This is a genomic window from Bacillus sp. HU-1818 (assembly GCF_022695965.1).
In the GTDB taxonomy this organism is placed as follows: Bacteria; Bacillota; Bacilli; order Bacillales; family Bacillaceae; genus Bacillus; species Bacillus atrophaeus.
On the sequence record NZ_JAAPBE010000004.1, the window covers coordinates 157,643 to 184,245 of the forward strand.

Sequence of the window (26,603 nt, forward strand, 5' to 3'; positions counted from 1 at the left end):
GATCTAAGAAATAGAATATAAGCCTTTTTTCGGCGGAAATATCTGGTACACTTTGTCTATAAGAAAGGGAGCGATCACATGATTAGAGAAGCAGCCATGCTGTATGTAAAAGAAGGGCTTGAGGATGAATTTGAAGAGGCGTTCCGCCGGGCGGTCCCGATTATATCCGGGATGAAGGGTTATATGACACATTCTTTATCAAAATGTATGGAAGAAACTCATAAATATCTGCTGCTCGTAGAATGGGAAACACTTGAGGATCACACAAAAGGCTTTCGCGGGTCTGCTGAATATCAAGAATGGAAAGCCTTGCTGCATCGCTTTTATTCTCCGTTTCCTGTGGTCGAGCATTTTCAAGATGTTTAATAGAGTCAAATGACATTCAGCGTAAACCCGATAAGAGAGACAGACCATACAAAACCGGCGGTGTAGAAGTTAAATCTTCCAGTGCTGTCGTTTTCCCTTTTCCGTTCTTCAACCCCTTGAATGAACATCACCGCCCCCAGAAATACCAGCATAACCGACTGAATGACAGAGGTATGTTCAGCATAATTAAATGCATAAATAGCAAGCACAACGATAATAAATGCAAGAGACATTTTTATGATGCGAATCAAAAGTACCATCCTTTCTCATATATGAAATATTGAAGCGCAATACCTATATTTGACTTTGTCCTCCATTATTCTAGCGCACTTTTTTTGTCTATAGAACAGAGAATGGTAAATTTTAAGTTTCTTTTAATGTTTGAACATCCGCTCCGTCCGCCGCCTAAAAAAGCGCTCTGGACAAGAGCGCTTTTTGATATCAATGAGCTATTTCTCCATAGCCGATCTTTTGCAGCGTATCAGCCATGACTTGATAGCCTTGACTGTTAGGGTGGACGCCGTCAAAGGATAGGTATTCTTTCTCCTTTCCTTTAAAAGCGCTGTATACATCAGCGATTTTCACATGGGGCGCTAAAGCTAATTGACTGAGGTGTGAGTTATAGGAAGTAATCCATTTATCCGCTATTGGGATGTCCGGAAAAGGGTTATATAAATTGAAGACGCGGATAGCATAAGGGGGAGCATTTTTCCACTTGATGCGGGCAATCTGGGTGATCATTTTTTCGAAGTTTTCGTGGCAATGCTCGGATGCGCGGCGAAAAATGGTTTCGTCCGGGTTCTCTTGAAACGCTCTGACAGACTCAAAAAGATCGTTTCCGCATCCTGTAATAGTGATCATATCAGCGGTTTTTATCCGCTTTTGAACATGTGGCAGCGACAGCAGGTGCAGGATTTCTTCTGTTTCAAGCCCGGATTTCGCGAAGACCGATACGGAGACTTCTGCCTCTAAGTCCGCTTGCATGATATGACGGAAGCGCTGGACGAATCCGCTGGAAAACAGCCCCGATCCTCTCCCTACGGTCAAAGAATCGCCGAGCGCCGTATATTCAATCATCATATTCTTTCCTCCACTACGTTATTGTTGATATCCTAATGTACGCAGCGGAGGGAAATTTGGCTACTGTGTGTGCGGGTGTCAATACCCCATTTTTTCAGAAATCTGAAAAGCGGCTGCTTTGACCTTTTCGGTTAAGTAAGGCAGCCGGTCTTTTGTAAATCTTGCTTCAAAACCCGCAATACTGATGCCGGCCGCCACTTGCCCTTTATGATTGAATATCGGAGCGCCGATCGCCGCTGTATAGTTTTCAAGTTCGGAATAGCTGACAGTATAGCCGTTTTCTAAAGACGAACTGATGGTTTGAAGTAGCTCTGCCGGGTCTGTAATGGTTCCTGAGCCGATCGGGACAAACTCAGTCTGTCTGATATATGTTTCAATTTCTTCCTGCGGCAGAAAGGACAATATGCTTCGGGCGCAGGCACCGGCATACAGAGGAGAGCGGCGGCCGATGGCTGTATACAGGCGGACTGTCTGTGTACCTTCGATTTTTTCGACATAGATCGCTTCATTTCCGTCCCTCATAATCAGATGTACGGCCTCGTCCACTTCTTGACAAAGCTCTTCCATCACCGGTTTTGCGATTTGTCTGATATCCAGACGTTCCGACACAAGCTGGCCAAACTGCAGGAATACAAGACCCAATGTATAGGCGCCATTGCGGTCGCGACTGAGAAGTCCCATTTCCTCCAAAGAGCTGACCATTCGGTGGACAGAGGTTTTCGGCATTCCCGATAGAGAAATCAGCTCGCTTAGCGTGAGCTTCGGTTCAGTTAAAAACAGATTGAGCAGCGCCATAGATTTTACGACCGTTTTGTTTTTGTTCTGCATCATTCCATCCCCTTTTTTAAGTGAGCCATTCCATCTTGATTCTCGTCTGCAATTCTTTCAAGTGCTTTTCTCTCTTGATGACAAGCGCTTCCGCCTCCTGAAGAGGAACAGCCTGAAAATGAATCTGCTCTCCCGGCATGATCTGAGAGGCAACGGGAAGATCAGCTGCAATGATGTGCGCGATTCTCGGATATCCCCCTGTCGTTTGTCTGTCCGCAAGAAGAATAATCGGATTTCCGTCAGGCGGGACCTGCACCGTGCCGAAGGATACCGCTTCTGAAACCATTTCGATCGGCTGCTTTAGTTCAAGCGGTTCTCCTTTAAGCCTGTAGCCCATCCGGTCGGACTGCGGTGTTACGCGAAACGTTTCTTCGTAAAATCGGTCTTTCGCTTCATCTGAAAAATCGTCAAATTGCTTTCCTTCCACAACTCGAATAACGGGATTTTTCTTCAGCGGGAGAAATCTGTACTTGCTGACGCTCCAATTCGGCGCTGAAAAACCATTATGATCCGGTTCTGTGCTTAATTTAGCAGCGATTTTTTTTGAAAGCGCGGTCATCTCTCCGATCGGAAGTTCGTCTTCCTTTTGCAGCGCTCTGCCATGAAACCCTCCGATTCCGGCTCTGACATATGTGCTTTTGCTTTCCATAACAGCCGGAACATCAAATCCTCCTGCAGCTGCCAAATAAGCACGGCAGCCAAGCTTGCAAGGACCGAAAGTGACTATGCTGTTTTCCCGGACGAATACCGGCTTCCACAGCGGAGCCTCTTCTTCATTAATGCGCAGAGTAAAGTCCGCTCCAGTCACCGCGATTAACGCCGGTTGTGAAAAGTAAAGCGACGGGCCGGGACCCATTAAGGTGATCTCCAGCCCGGCTTCTGTCTCGCTGTTTCTGATCAGCATATTGGCGATGCGAAGCGAGACGGTGTCCATAGCCCCGCTTGCCAGCACGCCATATTTTTGATAGCCGGTTCTGCCTGTATCCTGGACCGTTGTGAGCAGCCCGGGTTTTAATACTTTCATGCTCAATTGGCTCCCTCCTTATAGCCGCTGTATTCAGCCTCCGATATTCGTACAAATTTGACTGTATCGCCTGCTCTCAGCAGACTCGGCGGATTTTCTTCAGGACGAAAAAGAGCAAGCGGCGTTTTGCCGATCAGCTGCCACCCGCCGGGAGTAGAGATGGGATAAACGCCTGTCTGACGCCCGGCAATCCCTACTGAGCCTGCGGGAATCGACGGTCTTGGCGACGATTTCCGAGGAGCCGCGATGCGTTCCGACATGCCTCCTAAAAACGGAAAGCCCGGCGCAAAGCCCAGCATATAAACCATGTATTCTCCTTCTGTATGTATGGAAATCACTTCTTCACATGTCAGCTCATTCATTTGCGCTACCTCTTCTAAATCAGGTCCGAATTCGCCGCCATAGCAAACGGGTATCTCGACTACCCTGCGGCTGCTTTTTTCTCCTGCTGACAGGCGGTTTACACGCGCTGCCACATAGGCCTTCACTTGTTCATAAGGAGAGCTTACTCCTTGAGCCATGTGCTGATACACTTCATATATATTATAAAAGACCGTCACACTCGTAAAAGCCGGAATACATTCAATGAATCCCGGAAACGGCTGTTCCTCAATACAAGCAGCGGCTGCGTGGACAAGGCCGTTTACCTGTTCATTAATATCTTCGCCGAACTGAATCACAATTGCAGAATCGCCGAGCGGCTGCATGTTGACTATCGTTTTGGCCATCTGACTGTTCAATTAGATCACCTCGTTTGGTTCATTGTTGTGTGTCACAGCACGCCGAGCGTTTCGTCACGAATATCGGTTATCAGCATGTGCCCGGGCGCATGTGTAATCATCATCTCAGGTTTAACCTGCATTGCGACGGCTTGCGGCGTCACTCCGCATGCCCAAAAAATCGGAACCTCACCTTCCCGAACTGTAACCGCATCTCCGAAATCGGGCCTGTTCAGGTCATGAATGCCGATGGCTTGCGGGTTGCCGATTTGAATTGGACCGCCATGCACAGCCGGGAATCGTGAAGTGACTTGAGCTGCGCGGACAGCCTGCCATTCCGGCACAGGCCTCATACTGACAACCATCTGTCCACGGAACGGGCCCGCCGGAACACAATCTATATTGGTTTTGTACATCGGAACATTTGTCCCTTCTTCAATATGTCTGACACCTATTCCGTTATTAATGATCGCCTGTTCAAAGGAAAAGCTGCATCCAATTAAAAACCCGACAAAATCATCTTCCCAGTATGGTGTAATATCCGTCACTTCCTCAGCCAAAACACCGTGTTGATAGATTCGGTATTTGGGCAAATCAGTTCTGATATCAGCCTGCGGGGCGATAATTGCCGGAACGGGAGAGCCCGCTTCCGTTACATCCAGCACGGGGCAAGGCTTTTGGTTGCGCTGGCAAAATAATAGAAAGTCAAAAGCAAGCTCTTTTTTTAAAACGACGAGGTTGGCCTGCGCATAGCCCGCGGACATTCCGGCGGTCGGTCCGCTGATTTTCCCCTCCCGTATCAAAGCACGGACATTCTTCGGCGCCATTTCGTTCCACGAACACTCCATTTTATCAACTCCATAGAGTAGGCATTTGTGTAAACAATGTGTAGATCCCCAAAATCGCCATAATGACTACAACAAATATGCCTGCGCACGTCAGCCAGAGCGGATGTTTATAATCGCCTACGATGTTTTTCTTATACGCAGCCACAAGAAGGGTTCCTAACGCGATCGGCAGAATCAATCCATTTAAAGAGCCGACAAGCACGAGGATTTTAGCGGGCTGTCCAATGGTGACAAAACTTAATGTCGATATCACGATAAAACCCATGATGATTCCCCGTGAGTTTTTCTCAATTTTCGGTGAAAAGGTTTTAAAAAATGAAACGGAAGTATAAGCGGCTCCGATCACAGAAGTGATAGCGGCACTCCACATAATCAAACCGAATATTTTGTACCCGACATTTCCCGCCGCAAGCTGAAACACAGATGCCGCAGGGTTGCTTTCATCAATGTGCAGACCTCTGGAAACGACGCCAAGCACCGCAAGGAAAAGGGCAATCCGCATAATAGACGTAATTAAAATTCCCACGACAGAGCTTTTTGTCACTTGGGGAATAGATTCCTTCCCTTTAATTCCGGCATCAAGCAAACGGTGGCCTCCGGCAAATGTAATATAACCGCCGACGGTTCCGCCGACTAATGTCACGATAGCGAAGATGCTGATATCTTCCGGGACAAAGGTTTTAGCAACAGCCTGTCCGACCGGCGGAGAAGTTGTAACCGCAACATAAACCGTCAACAAAATCATGACGAATCCTGCAATTTGCGTAAAGCGGTCCATTGCTTTACCGGCTTCTTTAATAACAAATATTAAAATGGCGATGACTGCGCTGATCAAAGCGCCCATTTCAGGCGTGATGCCGAATAAAACCTGGAGTCCGAGCCCCGCGCCGCCTATGTTTCCGATATTAAACGCAAGACCCCCAATCACGACGAGGAACGCGATCACATAACCTAAGCCCGGTAGTACCATATTCGCGATTTCCTGTCCGCGTTTTCCGGAAACTGCAATAATCCGCCATACATTTGTTTGGGCAAAAATGTCCAAAATAATAGAGATTAAAATGACAAAGCCGAAGCTTGCCGCCAATGTATTGGTAAAGGTGGCCGTTTGTGTCATAAAACCCGGGCCGATGGCTGACGTTGCCATTAAGAATGCCGCCCCCATGAGCAATGACCAGCTGCCTGACTTCTTTCCTGCTGCTTTTTTCTGCTGCTCCATCTATTGTTCCTCCTTTTCGGATTACTCTTGGGTTGAAATAGGGGTTACTTGAATTCCAGCCTGTTTCAGTTCTTTTCTGATATTTTTCGCAAAAGTCAGCGCATGGGCGCCGTCTCCGTGAATGCATACCGTATCAGCCTTCAACGGCACATCCCGGCCTTGCTGGGATGTCACGGCTCCTTCTTTCACCATTTTGATCACCTGTCCGACAGCCGCGGCATCATCTCGGATTAATGCATCCGGCTGCGAGCGCGGCGTCAATGTACCGTCTGCTTGATAGGTTCGGTCGGCAAAGACTTCTTGAGCCGTCTTAAGCCCGATTTTTTCTCCGGCTTTGACCAGCTCGCTTCCGGCAAGTCCAAAAAGAATAAGTTCCGGGTTAACGTTGTACACGGCTTTGGCAATTGCATGTGACAGCTTCTCGCTTCCTGCAGCCATATTATAAAGTGCGCCGTGCGGCTTCACATGCTGCATCTCAAGCCCCTCGGCTTTCAAAAATCCTGAAAGCGCGCCGATCTGATAGATCACAAGGTCATACCCTTCCTCAGGCGTAATCTCGATATTTCTTCGGCCGAAGCCTTGTAAATCCGGCAGTCCGGGATGCGCGCCGATCTTCACTCCGTTGTCAGCCGCAAGCGCAACGGTTTGGCGCATCACACCGGGATCCCCAGCATGAAAACCGCAAGCAATGTTCGCAGATGTGACAAATGGCAAAATATCTTCATCAAGCCCGATTCTATAGGCTCCGAAGCTTTCTCCTAAATCACAATTCAAATCAATCTGAAACATAAGACCCCTCCTGATTCGCTTCATTTATAGCGTTCCATTAGTCGGAACCACTATTCCGAATTTTTGAACTTTATTTGATTATATCAATTTTGTCAGATTGCGAAATACTTTTGTCAGAAAACCTACCATTTACCCAGAAACTGCTCGATTAGATTACACACAAGTCCTAAAAAGCCGCCAGCACTTAGGGGATAGCGCTTACATATTTTCAAATAACAAAAGCTCCCTGACAACGAGGGAGCTTTCACTTTATTCTTATAATACCCAGTGCCGTATTGCTTTAGCGACACCGTCTTCTATGTTTGTATCTGTGACCCAGTCAGCGGTTTCTTTTACGATATCTTGCGCATTGCCCATAGCGATGCCGACTCCCGCTTTTTCAATCATCGCGATATCATTCAGGCTGTCGCCCATCGCCATGACATTTTCCATCGTGAAGCCAAGCTTCTCCGACACCTTCGCAAGCGCGGCGGCTTTGTTAATGCCGAGTGCATTGACTTCGATGTTTGTCGGGCTTGAATTCGTGATTTCAAGTTCTTTGTTTTTCTTCAGCTCTGTGAGCACTTCGTTTCTAATATCGTCATCTTCTATATCGAAGCCAAATTTGAGCCATTCATGGTCAGTGATGGTTTCAGGAAATTCACCTCTCCACACTTTATCCACAGTGGAAGCCCAGAAATTTGTATTATGCTTATTTTTTAAATCCCACATCATTTGAATGTGATCCGTATGAAGCAGCTGGCGCTCTACCAAGTTAAACTCAGAATCCCAAATCTCGCTTCCGTTAGCTGTAATTAAATAGGATGACAGCTTCAGTGACTCTGCCAGCTCCCGGCACGTCATCAGCGTCCGCCCTGTGCTGATTACCACGTAAACGCCTTTGTCCTCCGCTTCGCGTATCGCTTGGCGATTTCCTTCTGATATCAGCTGCTCATCATTCAGCAGGGTGCCATCCATATCAATGGCGATTAGTTTTATATCCACTTCTTCTCTTTGTATTGGCATATATGTACCTCACTTTATCTATTTTAGTCGGTCTCTTGTCTATTCTAATACATTATACCCAACGGGACAAAAAAGCGATTTCACATGTTTGGTCATAAGAAATAAGAGGAAAACAATTGGAGAGGTGATAAAAATGAAAGAAAGAAAACAGCAAAACCATAAAAATGAGAATCCTGAACATAACGACTTGACCGATCCGATTCCGCTTGAAGAATTAAAGGAAAATGCGAATGACGAAAAGCACAAACGCGATCAAAGAGAAGACTCACAAAGCGAACAAGACTATGACAAAAAATAACGGAACCCCTCACGGTTTATTGTGAAGGGTTTTTTTCTTCAGAGCGGCTTCCCGTACAGCCCAGCTTTGGTGTTCATGAAACAGCCCGCCGATTGCGTCTTCTGAGGGCACCCATTCATAATGATGGTCTTCCTCCGTTGGCTCGCATATCTTTTCACCCTTTTTACATATATAAAAGTGCCCGATGCTTAAAGAATCCATATGTTCTTTTGTTGAATAAAAATACCCCTTGGCGCTTCCTATATACGCACCGACCGAGATGGCGGAGCCCATTTCCTCTCTCGCCTCCCGCTCGAGACATTGTTCATGTGTTTCCTGACCTTCAATGCCGCCTCCCGGCAAAAACAATTTGCCGCAGTCTGTCCGGATGAGCCCGACTTGATCCAAAGAAGGATGGAAGATGACGGCATACACACCTGTTCTCGTTTCGTATACCGCTTCTTCTTTTTTTAAGCCAAATACCTTCATGATTGTTCGATATAGATGCCGATTTCCGCCTCTGCAACGGAGGTTCCATTCACAGACGCTTTGGCATGGCCAAAAACAAACCCCCGTTTGTTGCGGGTGACTTCAAAGAGCAGGTCAAGACGGTCCCCAGGCATCGCTGATCCGTTTTTTTCCGCTTTCTTCACCGATGACAGCAAGCCCAGACGGTTCTCATCCGTAATGCCTGTGAAGGCTGCTGTTTGGGCAAGTGCTTCAATCACGAGAGAAAACGGCATTTCTCTTTGTGTATCTGTGATAAACCAGTCGTTTTCACTAATGAGCTTATAAGCGGCGGCCTGTTTTCCTGGCTCGCTTTCCGTTACGCCGTCAATGAATAAAAATGGGTAGCGGTGAGGCAATGATAATTGATTCATTGAGCTTCAATCCCTTTTTGATTCATTATACCTCAGCTGACTGCCGTCTGATAGGATATAATGGAAAACAAAACGGGAAGGAGACCCTCATGTCGCAGAAGCCGCTCGTCATTCTCATTCATGAAATATACGGAGTGAATTCGCATATAAAAAAAATGGCCCGGCTCATCAAAATGGCGGGTTATGATGTCGTGACGCCAAATCTTCTCGGAGATCAAGAGGTTTATTCATTAAAAGAGGAAAAGGCGGCATACGAACAGTTCTCAATGCATAATCGTCTGACAGCCGGGGAAAACATCATCAGAAAGTTGATTGTGCGTAACAAAAACGCCGGCCGGATTATATATGTCATAGGGTTTAGCGCGGGGGCAACCATTGCGTGGAAATGCAGCAGCATGCCTGAGGTGAGCGGCGCCGTTTGTTATTACGGCTCTCGAATACGTGATCACCTTGACATTCACCCGGCATGTCCGGTGTTATTGTTTTTCCCTGCGTATGAACCGTCGTTTGAGGTTTCAGATGTGATCACTCATATAAAAAAGAAAGAAAATCGGTTTATTAGCCTTTATCAATTCGATGCGCCCCACGGGTTTGCGAATCCTGACTCAGCCTATTTTGACAGAGCTGTTTTTTTAAAGTCTCTTTCTATTATGACAGACTTATAGAAGGCAAAAAAAGCCCGCGCCTTTCTTGGCGCGGACGATTATTGATTTAATTTCTTTAGGACGATCGCATGCAGCTGTTCATCAGGCTGAATGCCGCAAACCTCTTGAAGTGTGCCGCTGTAGCCTTTTTCAGTGATCAGCGCTTGCAGTTCAACAGCTTCCGGGTCGCCGCTGAAGTCAAATCGAAGCGCGGCGGCAATACCTTCCGCCAATGCGTTAGGCTCTTTTATTTTTTTGGCAGGGCCTATCAGTCTATCATTCGCTCCGAGCTTTCTGAGCGGTGATCTTGCCACCCGGGTGAGATCATCGGAAATAAATTCATTTTCAAAGCGGCCGATGATTTTCTTAATATATTGCTCATGATCCGCTTGCTTAAAGCCGTACGTTTTCACTAGATACTCGCCTGTCTCTAAAAGCGCCGCATGAACAACACGGCGGATTTCCGGATGGTCAATGGCTTCTTTCACCGTTTTTAATCCGCGCTGATAGCCAACATAGGCTGTGACCGCATGGCCTGTATTGACGGTATACAGCTTTCTTTCGATGAAAGGGGTTAAATCATCAACAAATAGCGCTCCCTCAATCACCGGTGTTTTCCCTTTAAAGCCTGATTGATCTATCACCCATTCAAAAAACGGTTCAACTGACACTTTCAGCGGATCTTCATGATGCTGAATCGGCACAATCCTGTCTACAGCGGAATCAGGGAAACCGACAGAGCGGCTGACAGCTTCCTGCTCCGCTTCCGTCAAATGGGTATAGATTTCTTTTTTCAAAAAGCTGCTTCCGCCGATCATATTTTCACAAGCGATGATATTTAATGGATTGGCTGAGCTTCTTCGTCTCAATCCTTCGGCGATAGCGGGGGCAATCAGCTTCAACACATGAGGCCCGACAGCTGTTGTGATAAGCGTTGCATCGTTGATCAAACGATACAGCTCCTCCGGCTGGCTGCCGCTGTTGATCGCGCTGACCGGCCCGATTACCTCAGACGAATGTCCGGCTTCGGCAAGCTCCACTGTATATTCCCGCTTTTCATTGAGGGCATCAACCACCTCAGCGTTCACATCCGCAAACACCACTTCATAACCGGAATGATGAAGCAATGCGCCGATAAAGCCGCGGCCAATATTTCCGGCACCGAAATGTAAGGCAATCATATTAGTTCACCTCGTTGAAAATGGCGATCAGTTCCTCTTCACTTTTCGCGTTTATTAACCGTTCAATGTTTTCTTCTTCTGAACAAATGATCGCAATATTTGACAAAATATCAAGGTGCTCGTTATTTTTTCCGGCGATGCCGAACACCACTTTGGCAGTGTTGCCCTCACCGTACTCCACTCCGTCCGGAATGTGAATGATGGAGATACCTGAGTGAAGGACCTCTCCCTTCGCATCCTCCGTGCCGTGCGGAATGGCAATGAAGTTCCCCATAAACGTTGATGATGTTTCTTCCCGTTCAAACATTTTGGCAATATAGTCATCTGTCACATAGCCATTTTCAATCAGCGTCTGACCCGCCAGGCGAATCGCTTCTTCTTTTGACTTCACTCTCTGATTCAATTTAATGTTTTCTTTTGCGAGTACTTGCATCATAAACACACTCTCTTTCTCTTAACTAATTATTTTTTAAGCTTTTCAATCAGCTCATCGTATTTCGGGCTGTTCAAGAAATTATCAACCGAAATGTGCGTCACGTTTGGCAATTTCGCTTTTGCTCGTTCTGTTAAATCCTTATGAGTGATGACGATATCCGCGTCACTTGGCAGGTTGTTGATCGCCGTGTTGGTGACACTGATATCAAGCTCTGCTTTTTTCACCTTGTTTCTTAAAATAGAGGCGCCCATTGCGCTTGATCCCATTCCTGCATCACATGCAAAAATGATTTTATTTACGTTTTCATGTGTTACTTCAGCTTCTGCTGCTTCTTTTTCTGTTTCTGTCAAAGCGGCTGCCGCTTGGCTGTTCTTGCCTTTCATTGCCTGCATTTTTTCCGCTGCGGCCGTTAAATCTTCTTCACCCGCTTTAGAGGATTTTAAGATAACGGCTGACACGATGAACGATACGACGGTTGCCACAATGACACCGGCAATGACGCCCAGATAGCTTCCTCTCGGTGTCATCGCAAGGATGGCGAAGATGCTTCCCGGTGAAGAGGCTGCCACAAGGCCCGCGTTAAAGATCGAGAATGTTAACAGTCCGCTAGCTCCTCCGGCGATGGCCGCAAGGATCAGTACCGGCTTCATTAAAATGTACGGGAAATAAATCTCGTGAATTCCGCCGAAGAAATGAATGACCGCCGCGCCTGGTGCTGTTGATTTTGAAGAGCCCTTTCCAAAGAACATATACGCCAGCAAAATGCCTAAGCCAGGTCCCGGGTTCGCTTCAACCAAGAACAGAATGGATTTACCAGTATTCGCAGCCTGTTCGATTCCGATCGGGCTTAAAATTCCGTGGTTAATCGCGTTATTCAGGAACAATACCTTTGCCGGTTCGACGAACACACTCGCAATCGGCAATAAATTGGCGTGTACAATCACTTCAACACCGGCCGCCAGAATTTTATTTAAAGAAAGAACAACCGGGCCGATGGCGTAAAACGCTATAATCGTTAAAATTGCTCCGATAATGCCTGCCGTAAAGTTGTTGATCAGCATTTCAAAGCCTTGTCTCACTTTATCTTTAAACAATTTATCAATCTGCTTGATCAGGTATCCGCCTAACGGACCCATGATCATGGCACCTAAAAACATTGGAATATCTGATCCGACAATCACCCCGATGGCCGCCGTCGCTCCGACGACTCCGCCTCGGTGGCCGTAAATCATTTTTCCGCCTGTATACGCTATCAAAAGCGGCAGTAAATACGTTATCATCGGGCTGACTAATGTATTCAGCTGCTCATTCGGAAACCATCCCGCCGGAATAAAAAGCGCCGTGATAATCCCCCACGCGATAAACGCGCCGATATTCGGCATGATCATCCCGCTCAAATAGCTGCCGAAGCGCTGAATTTTCACTTTCATGCCAGCCTGCTGCTCATCTTGCTGCTGCATATATAAACCCTCCCTGTTGTGCTGTCGTCATAGGGCTTTTCATCATGTTGTCTGCCCCTTACCTACATATTAAAACGCTTTCATCACGCACACAATTGAAAGTAAAAAGGAGTTTGGCACAGAGGTTGTGACAAAATTTTAAAAATAAAAAAAGACACCTGCGCAATCAGGAGCCTTTTCTTTTTCCTTTATAAATAATCGTTCCATTACTGATCACGTACTTCGCCATCAGCCGTTCACTTACGATAAAAACGGGATACGCACAGACGAGCGCAAACACAGCCACCGGAATATGCTGAACCGCTGGAAGGATTGGGCTGACTGCATTGCGAATGATTTCTGCAAGATAAATCAAAAATACGATCAAAGCAAGCGCCGCAATCATAATCGGAGCTGATACTTTATATTCATGAAGCCGTTCCCGGCAGTGTCCGCAGCGAAATGCACATGGGATATTGGACGATCTGACCATGTCGCCTGTTAAAGGTTTGCCGCAGTTTGGGCATAATGTTTCTTTCATGTGGTATTCCTCACTCTCAATCATTCGGTACGCTCTTTATTATAACAGAGACGATTGCGATACGTTTTGTTGCTGTTCAACACATTTTCACATTTTTCATCATTCTCATACTTGTATACACCTGTAAAATCATCTACGCTAAAGATGAACTAAAACAAAGGGGTGAATGAACGGTATGCTCCCGATTAACAGGCAGCAGAAGCTGATCGAGTGGCTGAAGGAAGAAGGCGCCCTAAGAATAGCAGATATCAGCGCAAGATTCGGTGTTTCTGAAATGACGGTTTACAGGGATGTGAATCAGCTTGCGAAAACAAAGCAGGTGATCAAAACGTCCGGCGGCATTGCGCTCGCTGAAAGCAGTTCTTTACCAGCGGCAAATCTGTGCAGTTATTGTCTGAAGCCGGTCAATCACACATATTCAGTCCAGCTGATAACCGTGGGTCAGGAAGTTGAACAGCTTTGCTGCGCCCATTGCGCGTTTTTGCGGTACGAAGATAAAAAGGAAGAGGTCTCTCATCTCATCTGCAAAGACTTTCTGCTGCAAACAACGGTCAGTGCCGCGTCTGCTGTTTTTCTGCTGCATGCCGAGCTTGATCTGCACTGCTGTCAGCCACAGGCTATTCCGTTTGCGTCGCTTGACCATGCGGAGCGATTTCAAAGAGGCTTTGGCGGAACAATCTGCACCTTCGGCCAAGCGCTCGAAATCATTTTAAACGACAGGCAAAAGGGATGCACCTGCACCAAGACATAACATTATCTATTGCGGAAGGTGGTGTCTGAGTAATGAAACGAAACAGAATATGGATCATCCTTCTGCTTTTTCTTGTTTTCATTCCGAAAACAAGCTTTGCTCACGCCTATATTGTCAATTCGACGCCAAGTGAAAACAGTGAATTAAAAAAAGCGCCATCACAGGTTGAGATTGAATTTAATGAACCTGTAGAAGAGGGCTTTCATTACATTAAAGTGTACAATTCATCTGGCGAACGGGTTGATAAAGATCATACAGACATAAAAAAAGATAACAAACACATTATGATCACAAAGTTGAAAAAGAACCTGCCCCATGATATTTACAGAGCGGAATGGAATGCGGTGTCAGCTGACGGGCACCCGGTTTCCGGCGTCATTCCGTTCAGTATCGGAAAAGCCGATGGGGGGTTCGGCGGCCAGAAGGCTTCGGGTTCCGAGCTTCACCCTGAAACAGCCATTGACCGCGCCGTTTTATACACAGCGTTTTCTCTGTTTATCGGAACGGTATTATTTCATCTCGTTTGGTTTAAAGCGGCCGCGGAATTGTCTGACCCGCTTATACAGCGCACGAGGAACATACTGATTCTATCAGTTGTGTGTATGGGGCTTGCCCTCTTGCTTCAGCTCCCCATCCAAACAAAGGCAAATGCGGGCGGCGGCTGGACGGCGGCGTTTCAAGCCGGCTATTTAAAGGAAACCTTGCTGCAAACCGCGGGAGGCGCCATCTGGATGATTCAGATCGGGTTATACGCGCTGCTTGTCCTATCCGTCATCCCGGCTATGCGCAAGAAACGGTTTGATTCGTTCAAATATTGGACTGCGCCGCTCATCTTCTTTTTCGGCCTGCTGCTTGCGAAGGCGTTTACCGGGCATGCGGCAGTCGTGGAAGAAAAAACAGTCGGTGTCTTAATGGATTTCCTTCATCTGTCGTCTGCCTCCATTTGGGTCGGCGGAATTGCGGCTCTCACGCTGTTGCTTTGGAATGAATGGAAACACTCTGACAAAACGCTCGCATCGGAAACCGTCAAACGCTTCTCACCATGGGCGCTCGTGTCTGTCGGGGTTATCTTGTTCTCCGGATTGCTGAATGGATTCTTTATCATTCGGTCGATGGAGTCGCTTTTCCATACAGCATACGGCCAGACCCTCTTACTCAAAAGCGGCCTGTTTGTCATAATGCTCATATTCGGCGCGATCCATTATATTTCAACAAGAAAACCGCGCCAAAAAGGGATCGGAAGGACAATGAAGGCTGAATGGGCCATCGGTATTGCCGTGCTGATTACAGCTGCCGTCTTTACAAGCCTGCCAAGTCCGCCTGAACCGGTGCCAGAGCCATTTTTCCAATCAAAATCCATTGAAAAAGGCCAAATGGTTTCACTCAGCATCAGCCCGAACCAGCCGGGGAAAAATGAGTTTGACCTGAGAGTGACCGACCATAACGGCGATCCGGTTAAAGACATCCAACAGATCAGCATCACCGTATATAAAACGGGATTGTCAGGCAATCAAAATAAGAGCACCTTCCAATTAAAAGAGTCAAAGCAAGGTGTGTTCGAAGCAGAGAATTTGTCCATCAATGAAAAGGGCAACTGGAAGGTCAAGGTCCACGGGTTAACCGGTGATTTTAATGAAATCAATATCATGTTCTCAAAAACCAATTAAAAAGGAGTTCTTGTCATGATCAAAAAATATGCAATCGCTTTTCTTCCCGCTGTTGTGGCATCGTTATTATTTTTCACAGTTCCGGCCAGCGCACACGTGTCTGTGAAGCCGGCTGAATCAGCAGCAGGCTCATGGGAAACGTATACAATGAAAGTACCGGTGGAAAAAGACCAGCCAACGACAAAGCTTGTGCTGAAAATGCCGAAGGGCGTAGAATTCCAGCAATATGAACCGATTCCAGGCTGGAAAGTCTCAAGCACAAAGCATGATGACAAATCAGTATCTGTCACTTGGGAAGCAACGGACGGCGGTATTCAGCCCGGCCAGTTCCAGCAGTTCACTTTTGTAGCGAAGAATCCTGATACAGCAGAACAGGCTGCTTGGGACGCGTATCAATATTACAAAGACGGCAGCATTGTAGAATGGACCGGAGATGAGAACGCGGACACGCCGCATTCCATCACACAAATTACAAAATCAGCAAATGTAACAGATGAGCATGGCGCTACACAGACGAAGGAGGAATCCGATGCAGCAGCATCCGGCCCTTCAGCGCTTGATATAACAGCCATCGTGCTGTCAGCAGCCGCGATTATTCTATCCATTGCCGCACTTGTAAAGAAAAAGCGCGCATAATAAAAAAGCGATCCAGATCAAGTATCTGAGATCGCTTTTTTTGATTACCCGCGTCCTGCTTGGAATGATGGATATTTGGTCATTCCTCCATCAGCAAACAAAGTAATACCCGTTACATAGCTGGATTCTTTGGAAGCGAGCCATACCGCTACAGAAGCGATTTCCTCAGGTTCTCCGATATACCCCATCGGAATCATGCTTTCTACGTCTTTCTTCTGCACTGGATCTGCGAATTTTTCCGCGTTGATCGGGGTGTTAATCGCACCAGGACCGATATTATTGACACGAATGCCTTTCGGCGCGTATTCAAGCGCCAATGTTTCGGTCATTAATTTGATGCCGCCTTTACTTGCCGCATAGTGGACAAATAATGGCCACGGGATCATTTCATGCACACTGGACATGTTGATGACATTACCTTTAATATTGTTTTCAACGAAATATTTGATCGCTTCACGGCTTCCTAAAAAAGCGCCGGTCAGGTTTGTGCTGATGACTTTGTTCCAATCATCAAGCGGCATCTCATGAGAAGCAACAGGATTTTCACGGCCTGCATTATTAATCATGACATCTAATGTGCCGAACTCTTGGATCGCTGTTTTGACGATATTTCTCACATCATCTTCTTTCGTGACATCTCCTTGAACGACCACCGCTTCGCCGCCGGCTTGAACGACTTCTTCTTTTACGCTGTTTGCGTCCTTTTCATTGTTAAAATAGTTAATGACCACTTTCGCCTGCTCTTTTCCGAAACGAAGAGCCATTGATTTTCCCAGTCCTGATGACGCCCCTGTAATGGCAACGACTTTCCCTTTTAAATCTGTATACATGTCCATCCTCCTAATATGTGTTATGAATTTGCTTTAGCTATCCCTAAAAATACGGCTGCTACGATAATCAGTATGATGCCGATCGCAATGGCGATAAGCTGACGTTTTGTTTTCTTTTCCCGCAGGATAAAAATGCCGCCGAGCGTGGAAATCACAATTCCCATTTGGGACAGTGAAAAGCTTGTCGCGACTCCGACCCTGGGCTGAGAAATAAACAAAAACATATTCCCCGCCGCCCAGATCAGTCCCGGAAGAATATTCCTGACGGCATACTTGTTAAAGGGTTTGTGCTTATAGGTTAATATCACTCCGCCAATCACCATTCCGATCGCCTGCGGAAAAAGAGCCGACCAGCCGGAAACGCCGAACAATCTCGCCACGACGACATAAATCAAATAGCCGAGTGTCGAAATCAACAGGATGACAATGCCTTTTTTAAAGTTTCCAGGCTCACCGTCAGCCTCTCCCTTTTTATCATTTAATGAAGTGAGTACGATTCCAACAATGATAAAGATAAGGGCAAGGATTCCTAATGTTATTGCGATGGGTGTGGACCATTCTTTAAAAACGATCACACCGAACAAGGAAGTTGATACAAGCTGCATTCCGGTGGAGATGGGCATCGTCTTTGATACACCCATTAATTGAATGCTTTTCAGCTGGTTGCTTTGCCCGAGTGACCAAAATAATCCGGACACAATCCCAACGAGGAAAATCTTCATCGAGAGCACGGGATGAACAAAAAAGTAGATCACAATTGAGACAAGCAGCGCTCCGATCGTTGTTCCCAGCGTTTGGCTGTACGGTCCACCGCCTAATTTGACATTGAATAACACAATGCTCCCCCAAAACAAAGCTGGGAGAAGAGCCAATAATAAATCCATTGATGGGGAACCTTCTTTCAAAAGTATTTGTCATTATTTTGGCTAGAGTATGCGTAATTATTCCGGATATCTTGAAAGAGGGACAGATGAGGAGTTTTCGGCATGCAAAAAAAGGCCGCCGATCATGCCGGCAGCCTTGTGAAGCGTGTTTTTTTATAAACCGATGGACAAATATTTTGTTTCAAGGTATGGCTCGATGCCTTCAGAACCGCCTTCACGGCCGACGCCGCTTTCTTTCATTCCGCCGAATGGCGCCTGAACCGCAGATGGTCCGCCGTCATTCCAGCCGATGATTCCGTAATCAAGGTTTTCAGAAATATAAATGCCGCGGCGGTAATTTTCTGTGAAGAAATAGGCGGCAAGTCCGTACGGTGTGTCGTTTGCAAGTTCGATGGCTTCATCAATATCAGAATAAGAAATGATCGGCGCAACCGGACCGAATGTTTCCTCGTGCATGATGTTCATGGACGTATCCACATCACCAAGCACTGTCGGATGAACAAAGTAGCAGCCTTTGTCATCGTTTCGGTCATATGATCCTCCGACAAGCACTTTGGCGCCTTTTTCAACAGCATCGTCGATCTGGCTGACGATTTTTTCGAACCCTTTTTTATTAATGATAGGGCCGACGTTTACGCCCTCTTCCAGTCCGTTTCCGACCTTCAGCTTAGCTGCTTGTTCGCTCAATTTCTTCGCGAATTCATCTTTGACAGATTCATGGACAATCAAACGATTCGCACATACGCAGGTCTGGCCCGCGTTTCTGTATTTAGATACCATCGCTTGTTCAACGGCGAGGTCAAGGTTTGCGTCTTCATCGACGATGAGCGGCGCATGTCCGCCAAGCTCCATTGAGACATGCTTCACTGTTTCCGCGCTGTTTTTCATTAGAATTTTCCCTACAGGCGTCGATCCGGTAAAGGTGATTTTGCGGATTTTCGGGCTGTTTGTAAAGACATTCCCGATCTCTTCTCCATCACCATTTACAACCTGCAGCACGTCCTTTGGAATGCCGGCTTCATACGCAAGGCGGGCAAGCTCTAACGCTGAAAGCGGCGTATCCGGCGCCGGTTTAATAATGAAGGTGCAGCCAGCGGCCAAGGCAGGCGCGGCTTTTCGGGTAATCATCGCATTAGGAAAATTCCAAGGCGTAATCGCCGCGACCGGTCCGACAGCCTGCCGTGTGACGACAATGCGTTTCCCTGTGGTTGGCGCAGGCACGGTTCTCCCGTATACGCGTTTTGCTTCCTCTGCGAACCATTCAATGTATCCCGCTCCGTATAGGACTTCGCCGACAGCTTCCTGGTACGGTTTTCCGTTTTCCGCCGTAATCAGTTTTCCAAGCTCATCTTTATGTTCAACAATCAGTTCATACCATTTTTTCAAAAGGGACGCTCTTTCTGAGGCTGATGTTTTGGACCAGGTTTTAAACGCTTGGTGTGAACGTTCAATGGCTTCTTCCACTTCCTTAGCCGATTGCTGAGGAATGGACTTGATCACCTCGCCTGTAGCCGGGTTATAAACCGTTAACTTATCTGGCATATGAAACATTCCTTTCTATTTAATATAATCAAGTACCTCATGCATCAAAGGTGAATCTATATTAAAAGGATATCAGACGCAGCCCTCTGTTTTCCAATGATTGAACTCGGACTTGTCACAGCCCCGCTTCAATAATGTCCAGCCCTTCCTTCAGCTGTTCATCTGTAATAACAAGCGGTGTAAGGAACCGGATAATATTGCCGTTGATTCCGGCAGTCAGCAAAAGAAGACCATTATCATTCGCATAAGCTGCGATGGCGGCGGCTTTTGCTTTATCAGGCTCACGAGTCTCCGGATCTTTAACGATTTCTATCGCGGCCATCGCTCCCAGTCTGCGAATTTCACCGATAAAGGCATGTTCTTTCTTCCATTCAAGCGCCCTTTCTTCAATGATTCTTCCGATTTCCTCAGACCGTTCATTCAGCCCTTCATCTTCTATAATATCCAACACCGCTAGTGCAGCCGCGCAGCCGAGCGGGCTTCCCGCATACGTGCCGCCCAGTTCTCCGGGTGCCGCCGCGTCCATCATCTCCGCTTTCCCAATTACGCCGCTTAACGGAAGACCAGCTGCGAGTGATTTTGAAACCGTGATTAAGTCAGGTACAATGTCAAAATGCTCGATCGCAAAGTAAGTGCCCGTTCTCGCAAAGCCGGTTTGAATTTCATCAGCGACAAACACAATTCCATGCTTCTTGCAGAAATCGGCGATATGCTGCACGAATCGTTTAGAAGGAATGATGAAGCCGCCTTCCCCTTGTACCGGCTCCATGACGACACAAGCCACTGTTTCCGGCGCCACTGTCGCAACAAAGAAATCGTGAAACGACTGAATGATAAAGTCATCATAGCTCTCATCGCTCATTCCGGCAGGCTTCTGATAATAATACGGGAACGGTGCTTGATAGACTTCCGGCGCAAATGGGCCGAACCCGAATTTGTAAGGCTTCACTTTGCTTGTCATGCTCATTGTCATATTTGTACGGCCGTGAAAGCCGCGCGTAAAGGTGACAACTCCTTGACGTTTCGTATATTTTCTTGCGATTTTCACGGCATTTTCCACCGCTTCCGCTCCTGAATTGAGAAAGATCGCTTTCTTATCGTGCTCTCCCGGTACAAGGCCGCACAGCTTTTCGGCTAATTCGATATAGGACGGATACATCATCACGTTGAAGCCCGGATGGATCAGCTCCTCCGTTTGGCGCTTCACAGCCTCGACCACTTTCGGATGCGAATGGCCGACATTTAACGTTCCGATCGCACCCGCAAAATCAACAAACCGACGGCCGTTCAAATCATACAGCACAGCCCCTTCTCCCTTTACCGCCAGACTGCGGTTTCCATTGCTGACACCTTTGGATACAAATTGATCACGCTTTTGCTGCCACTCCGCGCTTGTTCTCATTTGTTTCGTTGTTTGGCTCATATTTACATCCCCCTGCACATTATTTTCTTATCATTCTGACTTCTTTTTGGTATGATGAAAAGTACCAAAATTAACTTTTCGATGGTATCAGAGGGAGAAAATATGATGGACATGATCACCATTTCAATCGACCATTCGGAACAAGCCGATTATATTTATCAGCAAATTTATCAAAAAATAAAAAAAGAGATTTTGAACCGCAACCTGCTTCCTCATACACAGGTTCCATCAAAACGGGAGCTTGCCGGAAAGCTGAGGGTCAGCGTCAATTCAGTGAATGCCGCTTATCAGCAGCTCCTCGCGGAAGGATATTTATACGCGATAGAGAGAAAAGGCTTTTTCGTCGAGCAGCTGGATACCTTCTATACCGAGGAACAGACATCCTCATTTGTTTTGCCTGATGATCTGAAGGAGCCTGCTGAAGATCGCGGCGAGTGGATTTCCTTTTCTCATATGAGTGTAAATATGGCTCATTTTCCGTTAAAAAACTGGTTCCGCTGTGAGCAAAAATCCGCTGCCCGCGCCTTTCACACGCTTGGCGACATGGCTCACCCGCAAGGCATTTACGGTGTCCGCGAAACCATCGCCCGGCTCATTTCCCTTACGCGGGGTGTGAAATGCAGCCCTGAACAAATCGTCATCAGTGCCGGAACCCAAATGCTGATACATCTGTTAACCGAGTTGCTTCCGGACGATGCGCTGTATGCAATGGAGGAGCCGGGCTACAGGCGAATGTACCAGCTTCTCTGCAGCGTCGGAAAAGAAGTGAAAACGATCAGGCTTGATGATAAAGGCATGTCCATGCGGGAGATTAACAAACAGAACCCCGATGTGTTAATCACGACCCCGTCTCACCAATTTCCGACAGGAGTCATCATGCCGGTTTCCCGAAGAATTCAGCTTTTGAACTGGGCGGCTGAGGTTGCGGACCGCTATATTATTGAAGATGATTATGATAGTGAATTTAAATACGATGTAGACAGTATTCCGGCGCTTCAAAGCCTTGACCGTTTTCAAAACGTTATCTACATGGGCACGTTTTCAAAATCCCTGCTTCCCGGCCTTCGCATCAGCTATATGGTTCTGCCGCCGGAGCTTTTGCGAAAATATAAGAAACGAAGCTATGACTTGCAGACATGCAACACGCTCACCCAGCTTGCCTTACAGGAATTTATTGATTCGGGAGAATATCAAAAACACATAAAAAAAATGAAACAGATGTATAAAGAAAAGCGGGAAAAGCTCATCCATGCTTTAGATGAAGCTTTTGGAGAAAAGATAACGGTAAAAGGAGCGAACGCAGGCCTTCACTTTGTCACTGAGTTCGATACAAACCGGCCGGAAAAAGAGATATTAGCACACGCTTCAAGGCTGCAGCTTGAAGTTTTCGGGATGAGCCGCTTTCAGTTGGAAGAAGGCCGCAAAAAACAAAACACCCCCGCACTAATCATCGGGTTTGCCCGGCTGAAAGACGAGGATATTGACGAGGGAGTCAAAAGGCTTCAACGAGCGGTTTACGGGTAATAAAAAAATCCCCTTCTTTGGGGATTCGTTCTACCAGCGGTCTTGTTCCACATTCAGAATGACTTCAAGCAGACCCGGAAACGCCTGTTGAAGATCATCGGTGCGGAGCGAATAATAACGATGCTTCCCTTCTATACGGACTTGAGCGATGCCCGATTCTCTCAGCACTTTAAAATGATGGGACAGGGTAGATTTGGCGACTTGTATATCTGCGCACGTGCTGCACGTTTTTTCTTTTGTTTCAGCTAAGCGCTTCACAAGCTCAAGCCGAAGCGGATCGCTGAGAGCGTGAAGAACTTTTGTCAGCTGCAACTTTTCTGTTTTTGGATGGTTTGGAATGTTCATGACACAAATTTAACACACAACCGCGCATGATGACAATTTTACTAGGTAAGGGTTTTCGCTTTACCTCTTTTTCATTACATGTTACATTTAGTTCGATGAAATTCGAACAATGGATAAATCAGTAATAAGAACACAAACTACGAAAAAGTGTCTAACACAATAGGAGGAGATTTTATGATCGTATTACAAGCTTACATGAAAGTAAAACAAGAAAAACGCGAGGAATTTTTAGCAGAGGCCCAATCACTGCTCAGTCACTCCCGCGCGGAAGAGGGCAACGTTCAGTATGACCTGTTTGAAAAAGTAGGCGAGGAAAATACCTTCGTAATGCTTGAGCAATGGAAAGACGAAGCAGCGATGAAATTCCATAATGAAACAGCGCATTTCCAAGGGTTTGTGGCGAAAGGCAAAGAATTTCTGAGCGCACCTCTTGATGTCGTCCGCACAGAACTTGGAGAGTAACGAAAGGATGTCCGATATGAACGAAGTACTCAACACCTTAACAGATCACCGCTCGATCCGAAGCTATACCGATGAGCCAGTGTCTGATGCACAAATAGACCAAATCATTCAAGCTGTACAATCTGCCCCGACATCTATCAACGGTCAGCAGGTAACAGTGATTACAGTTCAGGATAAAGAACGCAAAAAGAAAATATCTGAATTGGCGGGCGGCCAGCCGTGGATTGACCAAGCTCCTGTCTTCTTGCTATTCTGTGCTGACTTTAACCGGGCCAAAATCGCGCTCGAGGAATTAAACAACATCGAACTGAAAGTGACAGACGGATTGGAATCTGTTCTAGTAGGCGCCGTTGATGCCGGGATCGCGCTTGGCACCGCAACTGCCGCTGCCGAATCGCTCGGTTTAGGCACTGTACCGATCGGTGCCGTCCGCGGAAAACCGGATGAACTGATTGAATTGCTTGAGCTTCCGAAATATGTTTTCCCTGTCTCAGGGCTTGTCATCGGACACCCTGCGGACCGCTCAGCGAAAAAACCGCGTCTGCCACAAGTTGCAGTACACCACAAAGAAACCTATCAAGCGGAACAATTAAAGCCGCTCATTGAAGCTTATGATGAGCAAATGTCCGAGTATATGAAGCAGCGCACGAACGGAAAGGAAACAAGAAACTGGTCACAAGGCATCGCGGCCTATTATCAGCGTCTCTACTACCCGCATATTCGTGAAATGCTTGAGAAGCAAGGATTTAACGTTGAAAAATAATCATATTCACCAAAGCCTGCCGGTCTCGCTCGGCAGGCTTTTTTTGCTTATTGCCTATATGTCATTCATCCTGTCAACTATCCCCTCCTTTCCTCACAAATCTTGTTCATATCGTGCTAAAATGAACAGCATATCATCTACGTGAAAAGAGGTGCATGTCTTGAATAAAATACCGTCTTTAGAGGTTGCAAATGTATTAAACGATTGGTATGTCGCTATCAGAAAGCTTCAAGTGGATAAGTCGATTGAATTGGCCGAGAAAGCAAAGGCAATGACAGATGAAATGGAAGAAGACCAGGAGCTTTTGATTTATTATTCTTTACTCGAACACAGACATAAAATACTGCTTTATGATTTAAGAGGCACGATTATTCCCGACAGAGACAAGCATGTGTCAGATTCTTTCCATAACGCTAAAACCTCTGAGCTTACAGATTACTATTTCTTCTTATTTGAAGCGATGTATGAGGCAAGCAACAGCAATTATGACATTGCAATCGGCCTATACAGAGAAGCTGAACAAAAATTATCGGCTATTCCTGATGATATTGAAAGAGCTGAATTCTATTTCAAAATGGCATGGCTGTATTACAGGTTAGACCAGCATGTTCTCTCGCTCCGCTATATTAGAGATGCACTCGCCATTTACAAAGAAAAGCCTGATTACAACAAAAAACAAGCCTTGTCCCTGTTTTTACTGGCCGGAAACTGTACAGAGACCGGGCATTATGAAAAGGCTGAATCATATTACAATGAAGCTGAGAATATGATTAAATTAATAAATGATCCGTTTCTTGAAGCCCAATTGCATCATAATAAAGGAATCTTATATTCTCATTGGGGCAAATCAGCATTATCCATCACACATCTCGAAAAAGCTCTCACCCATTCAGACTATTATAAATCTGAATATTATTATAATTCTTCGTTTATGCTCATCAAAGAATTGTGTATCATAGGTGATAGAAGCCGGGCGCAGACTATCTTGACGGAGGGGCGTAAGAGAGCATCCGACGATACATCAAAAATTTTTATAGCCAAAACAGATATATTGTCCATCCTCTATCTGGAAGAACATCATGATAACAGCCTTCTCAGAATAACAGAGAAGCTGGACCTATTAGAGAACTGCCGCCATACGGATAGTGTAAAAGAATTATCACGGCTTGCAGCCAAGGTGTATGAAGACAAAGGGTTTTATCAGCATGCCGTGGCGCTGCTTAACAAGTCGATTGAAGCAGAACAAAAATTAAAGAAATTGGAGTGGATGTAAAATGGGTAAAAAACTTACATGGTCAGCATTAATTGTATTGGGACTTACGGTTTCAATCGCGGCTCTTCAACATTCAGGTTCAGCCTTTGAAGTTGCCGAGAAGATTATCGGAGGATAATAAAACTTCCGCCTCCCTATACGACATGATCAAACACCTGCCCGGCTTCGTTTATAAGTCAGCAGGTGTTTTGTTTTCCCTTCCACTGCCCCCCTTATATTAGTTCAAAAACATTGACTTCCGCTTCGAAAAACTGCTAAAATTTTCGCTATAAGTACTCATTGGTTTTTGTTGAACCAATGGGTTTTCTATGTTTTTGAAGAAAGAAGGAAGCCATGTCGATGCTTGAGAAAAAAACAGATATCTTATTAGCGGCAAAGAAGCTTTTTTCCGAAAGGGATTTCACATCGGTTTCAATGCAGGCCATCGCAGAGGAATGTAAGATGTCAAAAGCTTCAATTTATAAATTGTTCCAATCAAAGGAAGACCTGCTTTTGGAGCTGCTGGCATTTAATCAAAAGAAGATGATGGCAGCGGCCTCACTGCTTCATGAAGAAAGCTCGCTGACCCCTGATGAACGTTTTGCCAAAAAACTGACAATGGAGCTTGAGGGCTTCCGGCGGGATCAGCAGTTTTTTAACATGTTAACCTACGGAAATTCATCTTTAAATAATGACAGAGTAAAGCAGCACATCATGCAGGCCAGATCAACGATTATCTGCTGGCACCGCGATTCGCTGATTCAAAACTACGGCGAACACATTACACCGTTCGTGTGGGAGTTAGTAATCATTCTTCACGGCATGATGAGGGAATTTCTCATGCTCATCAAACTTGAACATAAACCGCTTGAGCTGGCTCCAATTGCAGATTTTATCATCAGCACGCTTAACCAGATTGTGAAAAACAGAGGAACGGAGCAGTCCGGACTTCAGCCGGAAGTCATTGAGCTATACATCAGCTCGGCCTCATCGCATCAGCCGAAAGACAAAGCGATTTTGTTATCCGAGAGCCTTCAAGAGCTGAAAAAAGCGATCTCTTCTCTGCCGGAGCACGATTATCAGGTAGATGAGCTGTCATCAGCCGCTGATTTGCTTGAAGAGGAGGCGGTGAAAGACGAACCGCGGCCTTTTCTGCTAAAAGCGCTGATTGGCTATCTGGAACAAACCGGCAAATTAACGCAGCCTATTTCGATGATTAAAACATTACTAACTTTATAGAGAAAAGA

General features: G+C 46.2%; 30 protein-coding genes and 1 pseudogene. 11 read left to right on the top strand and 20 right to left on the bottom strand.

Going from position 1 to position 26,603, the window contains the following annotated elements; all coding sequences use genetic code 11:
* Positions 1 to 78 precede the first annotated feature (78 nt).
* Positions 79 to 366 (top strand): antibiotic biosynthesis monooxygenase family protein, encoded by a 288-nt coding sequence (locus GXP75_RS15850; RefSeq protein WP_004430361.1) that lies wholly within the window; start codon positions 79 to 81, stop codon positions 364 to 366.
* A gap of 5 nt (positions 367 to 371) precedes the next feature.
* On the opposite strand, the gene GXP75_RS15855 is transcribed toward GXP75_RS15850, so the two are convergent.
* The 9 genes from GXP75_RS15855 to GXP75_RS15895 form a co-directional block, all read right to left on the bottom strand.
* Positions 372 to 617, bottom strand: coding sequence for a YczI family protein (locus GXP75_RS15855; RefSeq protein WP_214917259.1), 246 nt, complete (start codon positions 615 to 617; stop codon positions 372 to 374).
* A 190-nt stretch (positions 618 to 807) separates the two neighbouring features.
* Positions 808 to 1,446: a spore germination lipase LipC gene (gene lipC / locus GXP75_RS15860; protein ID WP_242557244.1), complete on the bottom strand. Its 639-nt coding sequence runs from the start codon at positions 1,444 to 1,446 to the stop codon at positions 808 to 810.
* Positions 1,447 to 1,524: 78 nt separating this feature from the next.
* On the bottom strand, positions 1,525 to 2,274 hold the full coding sequence (locus GXP75_RS15865; RefSeq protein ID WP_214917263.1) for an IclR family transcriptional regulator: 750 nt from the start codon (positions 2,272 to 2,274) through the stop codon (positions 1,525 to 1,527).
* Between the two features lie 16 nt (positions 2,275 to 2,290).
* On the bottom strand, positions 2,291 to 3,298 hold the full coding sequence (locus GXP75_RS15870) for a 5-oxoprolinase subunit C family protein (protein WP_242557377.1): 1,008 nt from the start codon (positions 3,296 to 3,298) through the stop codon (positions 2,291 to 2,293).
* Between the two features lie 2 nt (positions 3,299 to 3,300).
* Entirely contained in the window at positions 3,301 to 4,026 is a 726-nt protein-coding gene (gene pxpB, locus GXP75_RS15875; protein ID WP_242557245.1) for a 5-oxoprolinase subunit PxpB, read from the bottom strand.
* A 44-nt stretch (positions 4,027 to 4,070) separates the two neighbouring features.
* Complete coding sequence (locus tag GXP75_RS15880; protein WP_277990772.1) at positions 4,071 to 4,865, bottom strand: putative hydro-lyase; 795 nt, start codon at positions 4,863 to 4,865, stop codon at positions 4,071 to 4,073.
* 4 nt (positions 4,866 to 4,869) lie between these two features.
* Entirely contained in the window at positions 4,870 to 6,084 is a 1,215-nt protein-coding gene (locus GXP75_RS15885; protein WP_214917265.1) for an NRAMP family divalent metal transporter, read from the bottom strand.
* A 21-nt stretch (positions 6,085 to 6,105) separates the two neighbouring features.
* Positions 6,106 to 6,873, bottom strand: a complete 768-nt coding sequence (locus tag GXP75_RS15890) for a LamB/YcsF family protein (RefSeq protein WP_242557246.1) — start codon at positions 6,871 to 6,873, stop codon at positions 6,106 to 6,108.
* A gap of 255 nt (positions 6,874 to 7,128) precedes the next feature.
* A complete protein-coding gene (locus tag GXP75_RS15895) occupies positions 7,129 to 7,878 on the bottom strand; it encodes a phosphoglycolate phosphatase (protein ID WP_010789684.1) in 750 nt (249 codons plus the stop codon).
* A gap of 133 nt (positions 7,879 to 8,011) precedes the next feature.
* Between GXP75_RS15895 and GXP75_RS15900 the strand changes: the two genes are divergently transcribed.
* On the top strand, positions 8,012 to 8,176 hold the full coding sequence (locus tag GXP75_RS15900) for a hypothetical protein (protein ID WP_004430331.1): 165 nt from the start codon (positions 8,012 to 8,014) through the stop codon (positions 8,174 to 8,176).
* Between the two features lie 9 nt (positions 8,177 to 8,185).
* Here GXP75_RS15900 and GXP75_RS15905 read toward each other — a convergent pair whose 3' ends face one another.
* The gene (locus GXP75_RS15905) at positions 8,186 to 8,644 is read right to left on the bottom strand and encodes an NUDIX hydrolase (RefSeq protein ID WP_242557247.1); all 459 of its coding nucleotides are present in this window, start codon (positions 8,642 to 8,644) and stop codon (positions 8,186 to 8,188) included.
* Positions 8,641 to 9,036, bottom strand: coding sequence for a 3-hydroxyacyl-ACP dehydratase FabZ family protein (locus GXP75_RS15910; protein WP_242557248.1), 396 nt, complete (start codon positions 9,034 to 9,036; stop codon positions 8,641 to 8,643). The genes GXP75_RS15905 and GXP75_RS15910 overlap by 4 nt, the downstream gene beginning before the upstream one ends.
* Positions 9,037 to 9,125: 89 nt before the next feature.
* On the opposite strand from GXP75_RS15910, the gene GXP75_RS15915 reads away from it, so the two are divergent.
* On the top strand, positions 9,126 to 9,701 hold the full coding sequence (locus GXP75_RS15915; RefSeq protein ID WP_242557249.1) for a dienelactone hydrolase family protein: 576 nt from the start codon (positions 9,126 to 9,128) through the stop codon (positions 9,699 to 9,701).
* A gap of 38 nt (positions 9,702 to 9,739) precedes the next feature.
* On the opposite strand, the gene GXP75_RS15920 is transcribed toward GXP75_RS15915, so the two are convergent.
* From GXP75_RS15920 to GXP75_RS15935, 4 genes are all read right to left on the bottom strand, one after another.
* Complete coding sequence (locus GXP75_RS15920; protein WP_242557250.1) at positions 9,740 to 10,861, bottom strand: mannitol-1-phosphate 5-dehydrogenase; 1,122 nt, start codon at positions 10,859 to 10,861, stop codon at positions 9,740 to 9,742.
* Between the two features lies 1 nt (position 10,862).
* Complete coding sequence (locus GXP75_RS15925; RefSeq protein ID WP_214917788.1) at positions 10,863 to 11,294, bottom strand: PTS mannitol transporter subunit IIA; 432 nt, start codon at positions 11,292 to 11,294, stop codon at positions 10,863 to 10,865.
* A 29-nt stretch (positions 11,295 to 11,323) separates the two neighbouring features.
* Positions 11,324 to 12,757 carry a PTS mannitol transporter subunit IIBC gene (locus GXP75_RS15930; RefSeq protein ID WP_242557251.1) on the bottom strand — a complete coding sequence of 478 codons (1,434 nt, stop codon included), beginning with the start codon at positions 12,755 to 12,757 and terminating at the stop codon, positions 11,324 to 11,326.
* A 166-nt stretch (positions 12,758 to 12,923) separates the two neighbouring features.
* Positions 12,924 to 13,277: a hypothetical protein gene (locus tag GXP75_RS15935; protein ID WP_004430322.1), complete on the bottom strand. Its 354-nt coding sequence runs from the start codon at positions 13,275 to 13,277 to the stop codon at positions 12,924 to 12,926.
* A 175-nt stretch (positions 13,278 to 13,452) separates the two neighbouring features.
* On the opposite strand from GXP75_RS15935, the gene cutR reads away from it, so the two are divergent.
* Genes cutR through GXP75_RS15950 form a run of 3 tightly spaced genes read left to right on the top strand, consistent with a single transcriptional unit; the run spans position 13,453 to position 16,331 of the window.
* The gene (gene cutR / locus GXP75_RS15940) at positions 13,453 to 14,028 is read left to right on the top strand and encodes a copper uptake transcriptional regulator CutR (RefSeq protein ID WP_242557379.1); all 576 of its coding nucleotides are present in this window, start codon (positions 13,453 to 13,455) and stop codon (positions 14,026 to 14,028) included.
* Positions 14,029 to 14,060: 32 nt separating this feature from the next.
* Positions 14,061 to 15,695, top strand: a complete 1,635-nt coding sequence (locus GXP75_RS15945; protein WP_242557252.1) for a copper resistance CopC/CopD family protein — start codon at positions 14,061 to 14,063, stop codon at positions 15,693 to 15,695.
* Between the two features lie 15 nt (positions 15,696 to 15,710).
* Complete coding sequence (locus tag GXP75_RS15950; protein ID WP_214917282.1) at positions 15,711 to 16,331, top strand: YcnI family copper-binding membrane protein; 621 nt, start codon at positions 15,711 to 15,713, stop codon at positions 16,329 to 16,331.
* 44 nt (positions 16,332 to 16,375) lie between these two features.
* Here the strand turns inward: GXP75_RS15950 and gdh are convergent, their stop codons facing one another.
* From gdh to gabT, 4 genes are all read right to left on the bottom strand, one after another.
* Positions 16,376 to 17,161: a glucose 1-dehydrogenase gene (gdh, locus tag GXP75_RS15955; protein WP_004430307.1), complete on the bottom strand. Its 786-nt coding sequence runs from the start codon at positions 17,159 to 17,161 to the stop codon at positions 16,376 to 16,378.
* A gap of 20 nt (positions 17,162 to 17,181) precedes the next feature.
* Positions 17,182 to 18,045, bottom strand: coding sequence for a RhaT/GlcU family sugar-proton symporter (locus GXP75_RS15960; RefSeq protein WP_242557253.1), 864 nt, complete (start codon positions 18,043 to 18,045; stop codon positions 17,182 to 17,184).
* Positions 18,046 to 18,198: 153 nt separating this feature from the next.
* Positions 18,199 to 19,587, bottom strand: a complete 1,389-nt coding sequence (gene gabD / locus GXP75_RS15965; RefSeq protein ID WP_242557254.1) for a succinate-semialdehyde dehydrogenase — start codon at positions 19,585 to 19,587, stop codon at positions 18,199 to 18,201.
* A 115-nt stretch (positions 19,588 to 19,702) separates the two neighbouring features.
* Entirely contained in the window at positions 19,703 to 21,010 is a 1,308-nt protein-coding gene (gabT, locus tag GXP75_RS15970) for a 4-aminobutyrate--2-oxoglutarate transaminase (protein ID WP_242557255.1), read from the bottom strand.
* 111 nt (positions 21,011 to 21,121) lie between these two features.
* On the opposite strand from gabT, the pseudogene gabR reads away from it, so the two are divergent.
* Positions 21,122 to 22,559 (top strand): annotated as a pseudogene (gene gabR / locus GXP75_RS15975) (MocR-like transcriptional regulator GabR); the annotation flags it as partial.
* A gap of 5 nt (positions 22,560 to 22,564) precedes the next feature.
* On the opposite strand, the gene GXP75_RS15980 reads toward gabR, so the two are convergent.
* On the bottom strand, positions 22,565 to 22,879 hold the full coding sequence (locus tag GXP75_RS15980; RefSeq protein ID WP_242557256.1) for an ArsR/SmtB family transcription factor: 315 nt from the start codon (positions 22,877 to 22,879) through the stop codon (positions 22,565 to 22,567).
* Positions 22,880 to 23,053: 174 nt separating this feature from the next.
* Here GXP75_RS15980 and GXP75_RS15985 point away from each other — a divergent pair, with 174 nt between their 5' ends.
* The 4 genes from GXP75_RS15985 (at position 23,054) to GXP75_RS16000 (ending at position 26,595) form a co-directional block, all read left to right on the top strand.
* Positions 23,054 to 23,341, top strand: coding sequence for a putative quinol monooxygenase (locus tag GXP75_RS15985; RefSeq protein WP_010789697.1), 288 nt, complete (start codon positions 23,054 to 23,056; stop codon positions 23,339 to 23,341).
* A gap of 16 nt (positions 23,342 to 23,357) precedes the next feature.
* Positions 23,358 to 24,104, top strand: a complete 747-nt coding sequence (locus GXP75_RS15990; protein ID WP_214917289.1) for an NADPH-dependent oxidoreductase — start codon at positions 23,358 to 23,360, stop codon at positions 24,102 to 24,104.
* Between the two features lie 151 nt (positions 24,105 to 24,255).
* On the top strand, positions 24,256 to 25,377 hold the full coding sequence (locus GXP75_RS15995) for a response regulator aspartate phosphatase (RefSeq protein ID WP_242557257.1): 1,122 nt from the start codon (positions 24,256 to 24,258) through the stop codon (positions 25,375 to 25,377).
* A gap of 339 nt (positions 25,378 to 25,716) precedes the next feature.
* A complete protein-coding gene (locus GXP75_RS16000) occupies positions 25,717 to 26,595 on the top strand; it encodes a TetR/AcrR family transcriptional regulator (RefSeq protein ID WP_061572370.1) in 879 nt (292 codons plus the stop codon).
* Positions 26,596 to 26,603: the final 8 nt, after the last annotated feature.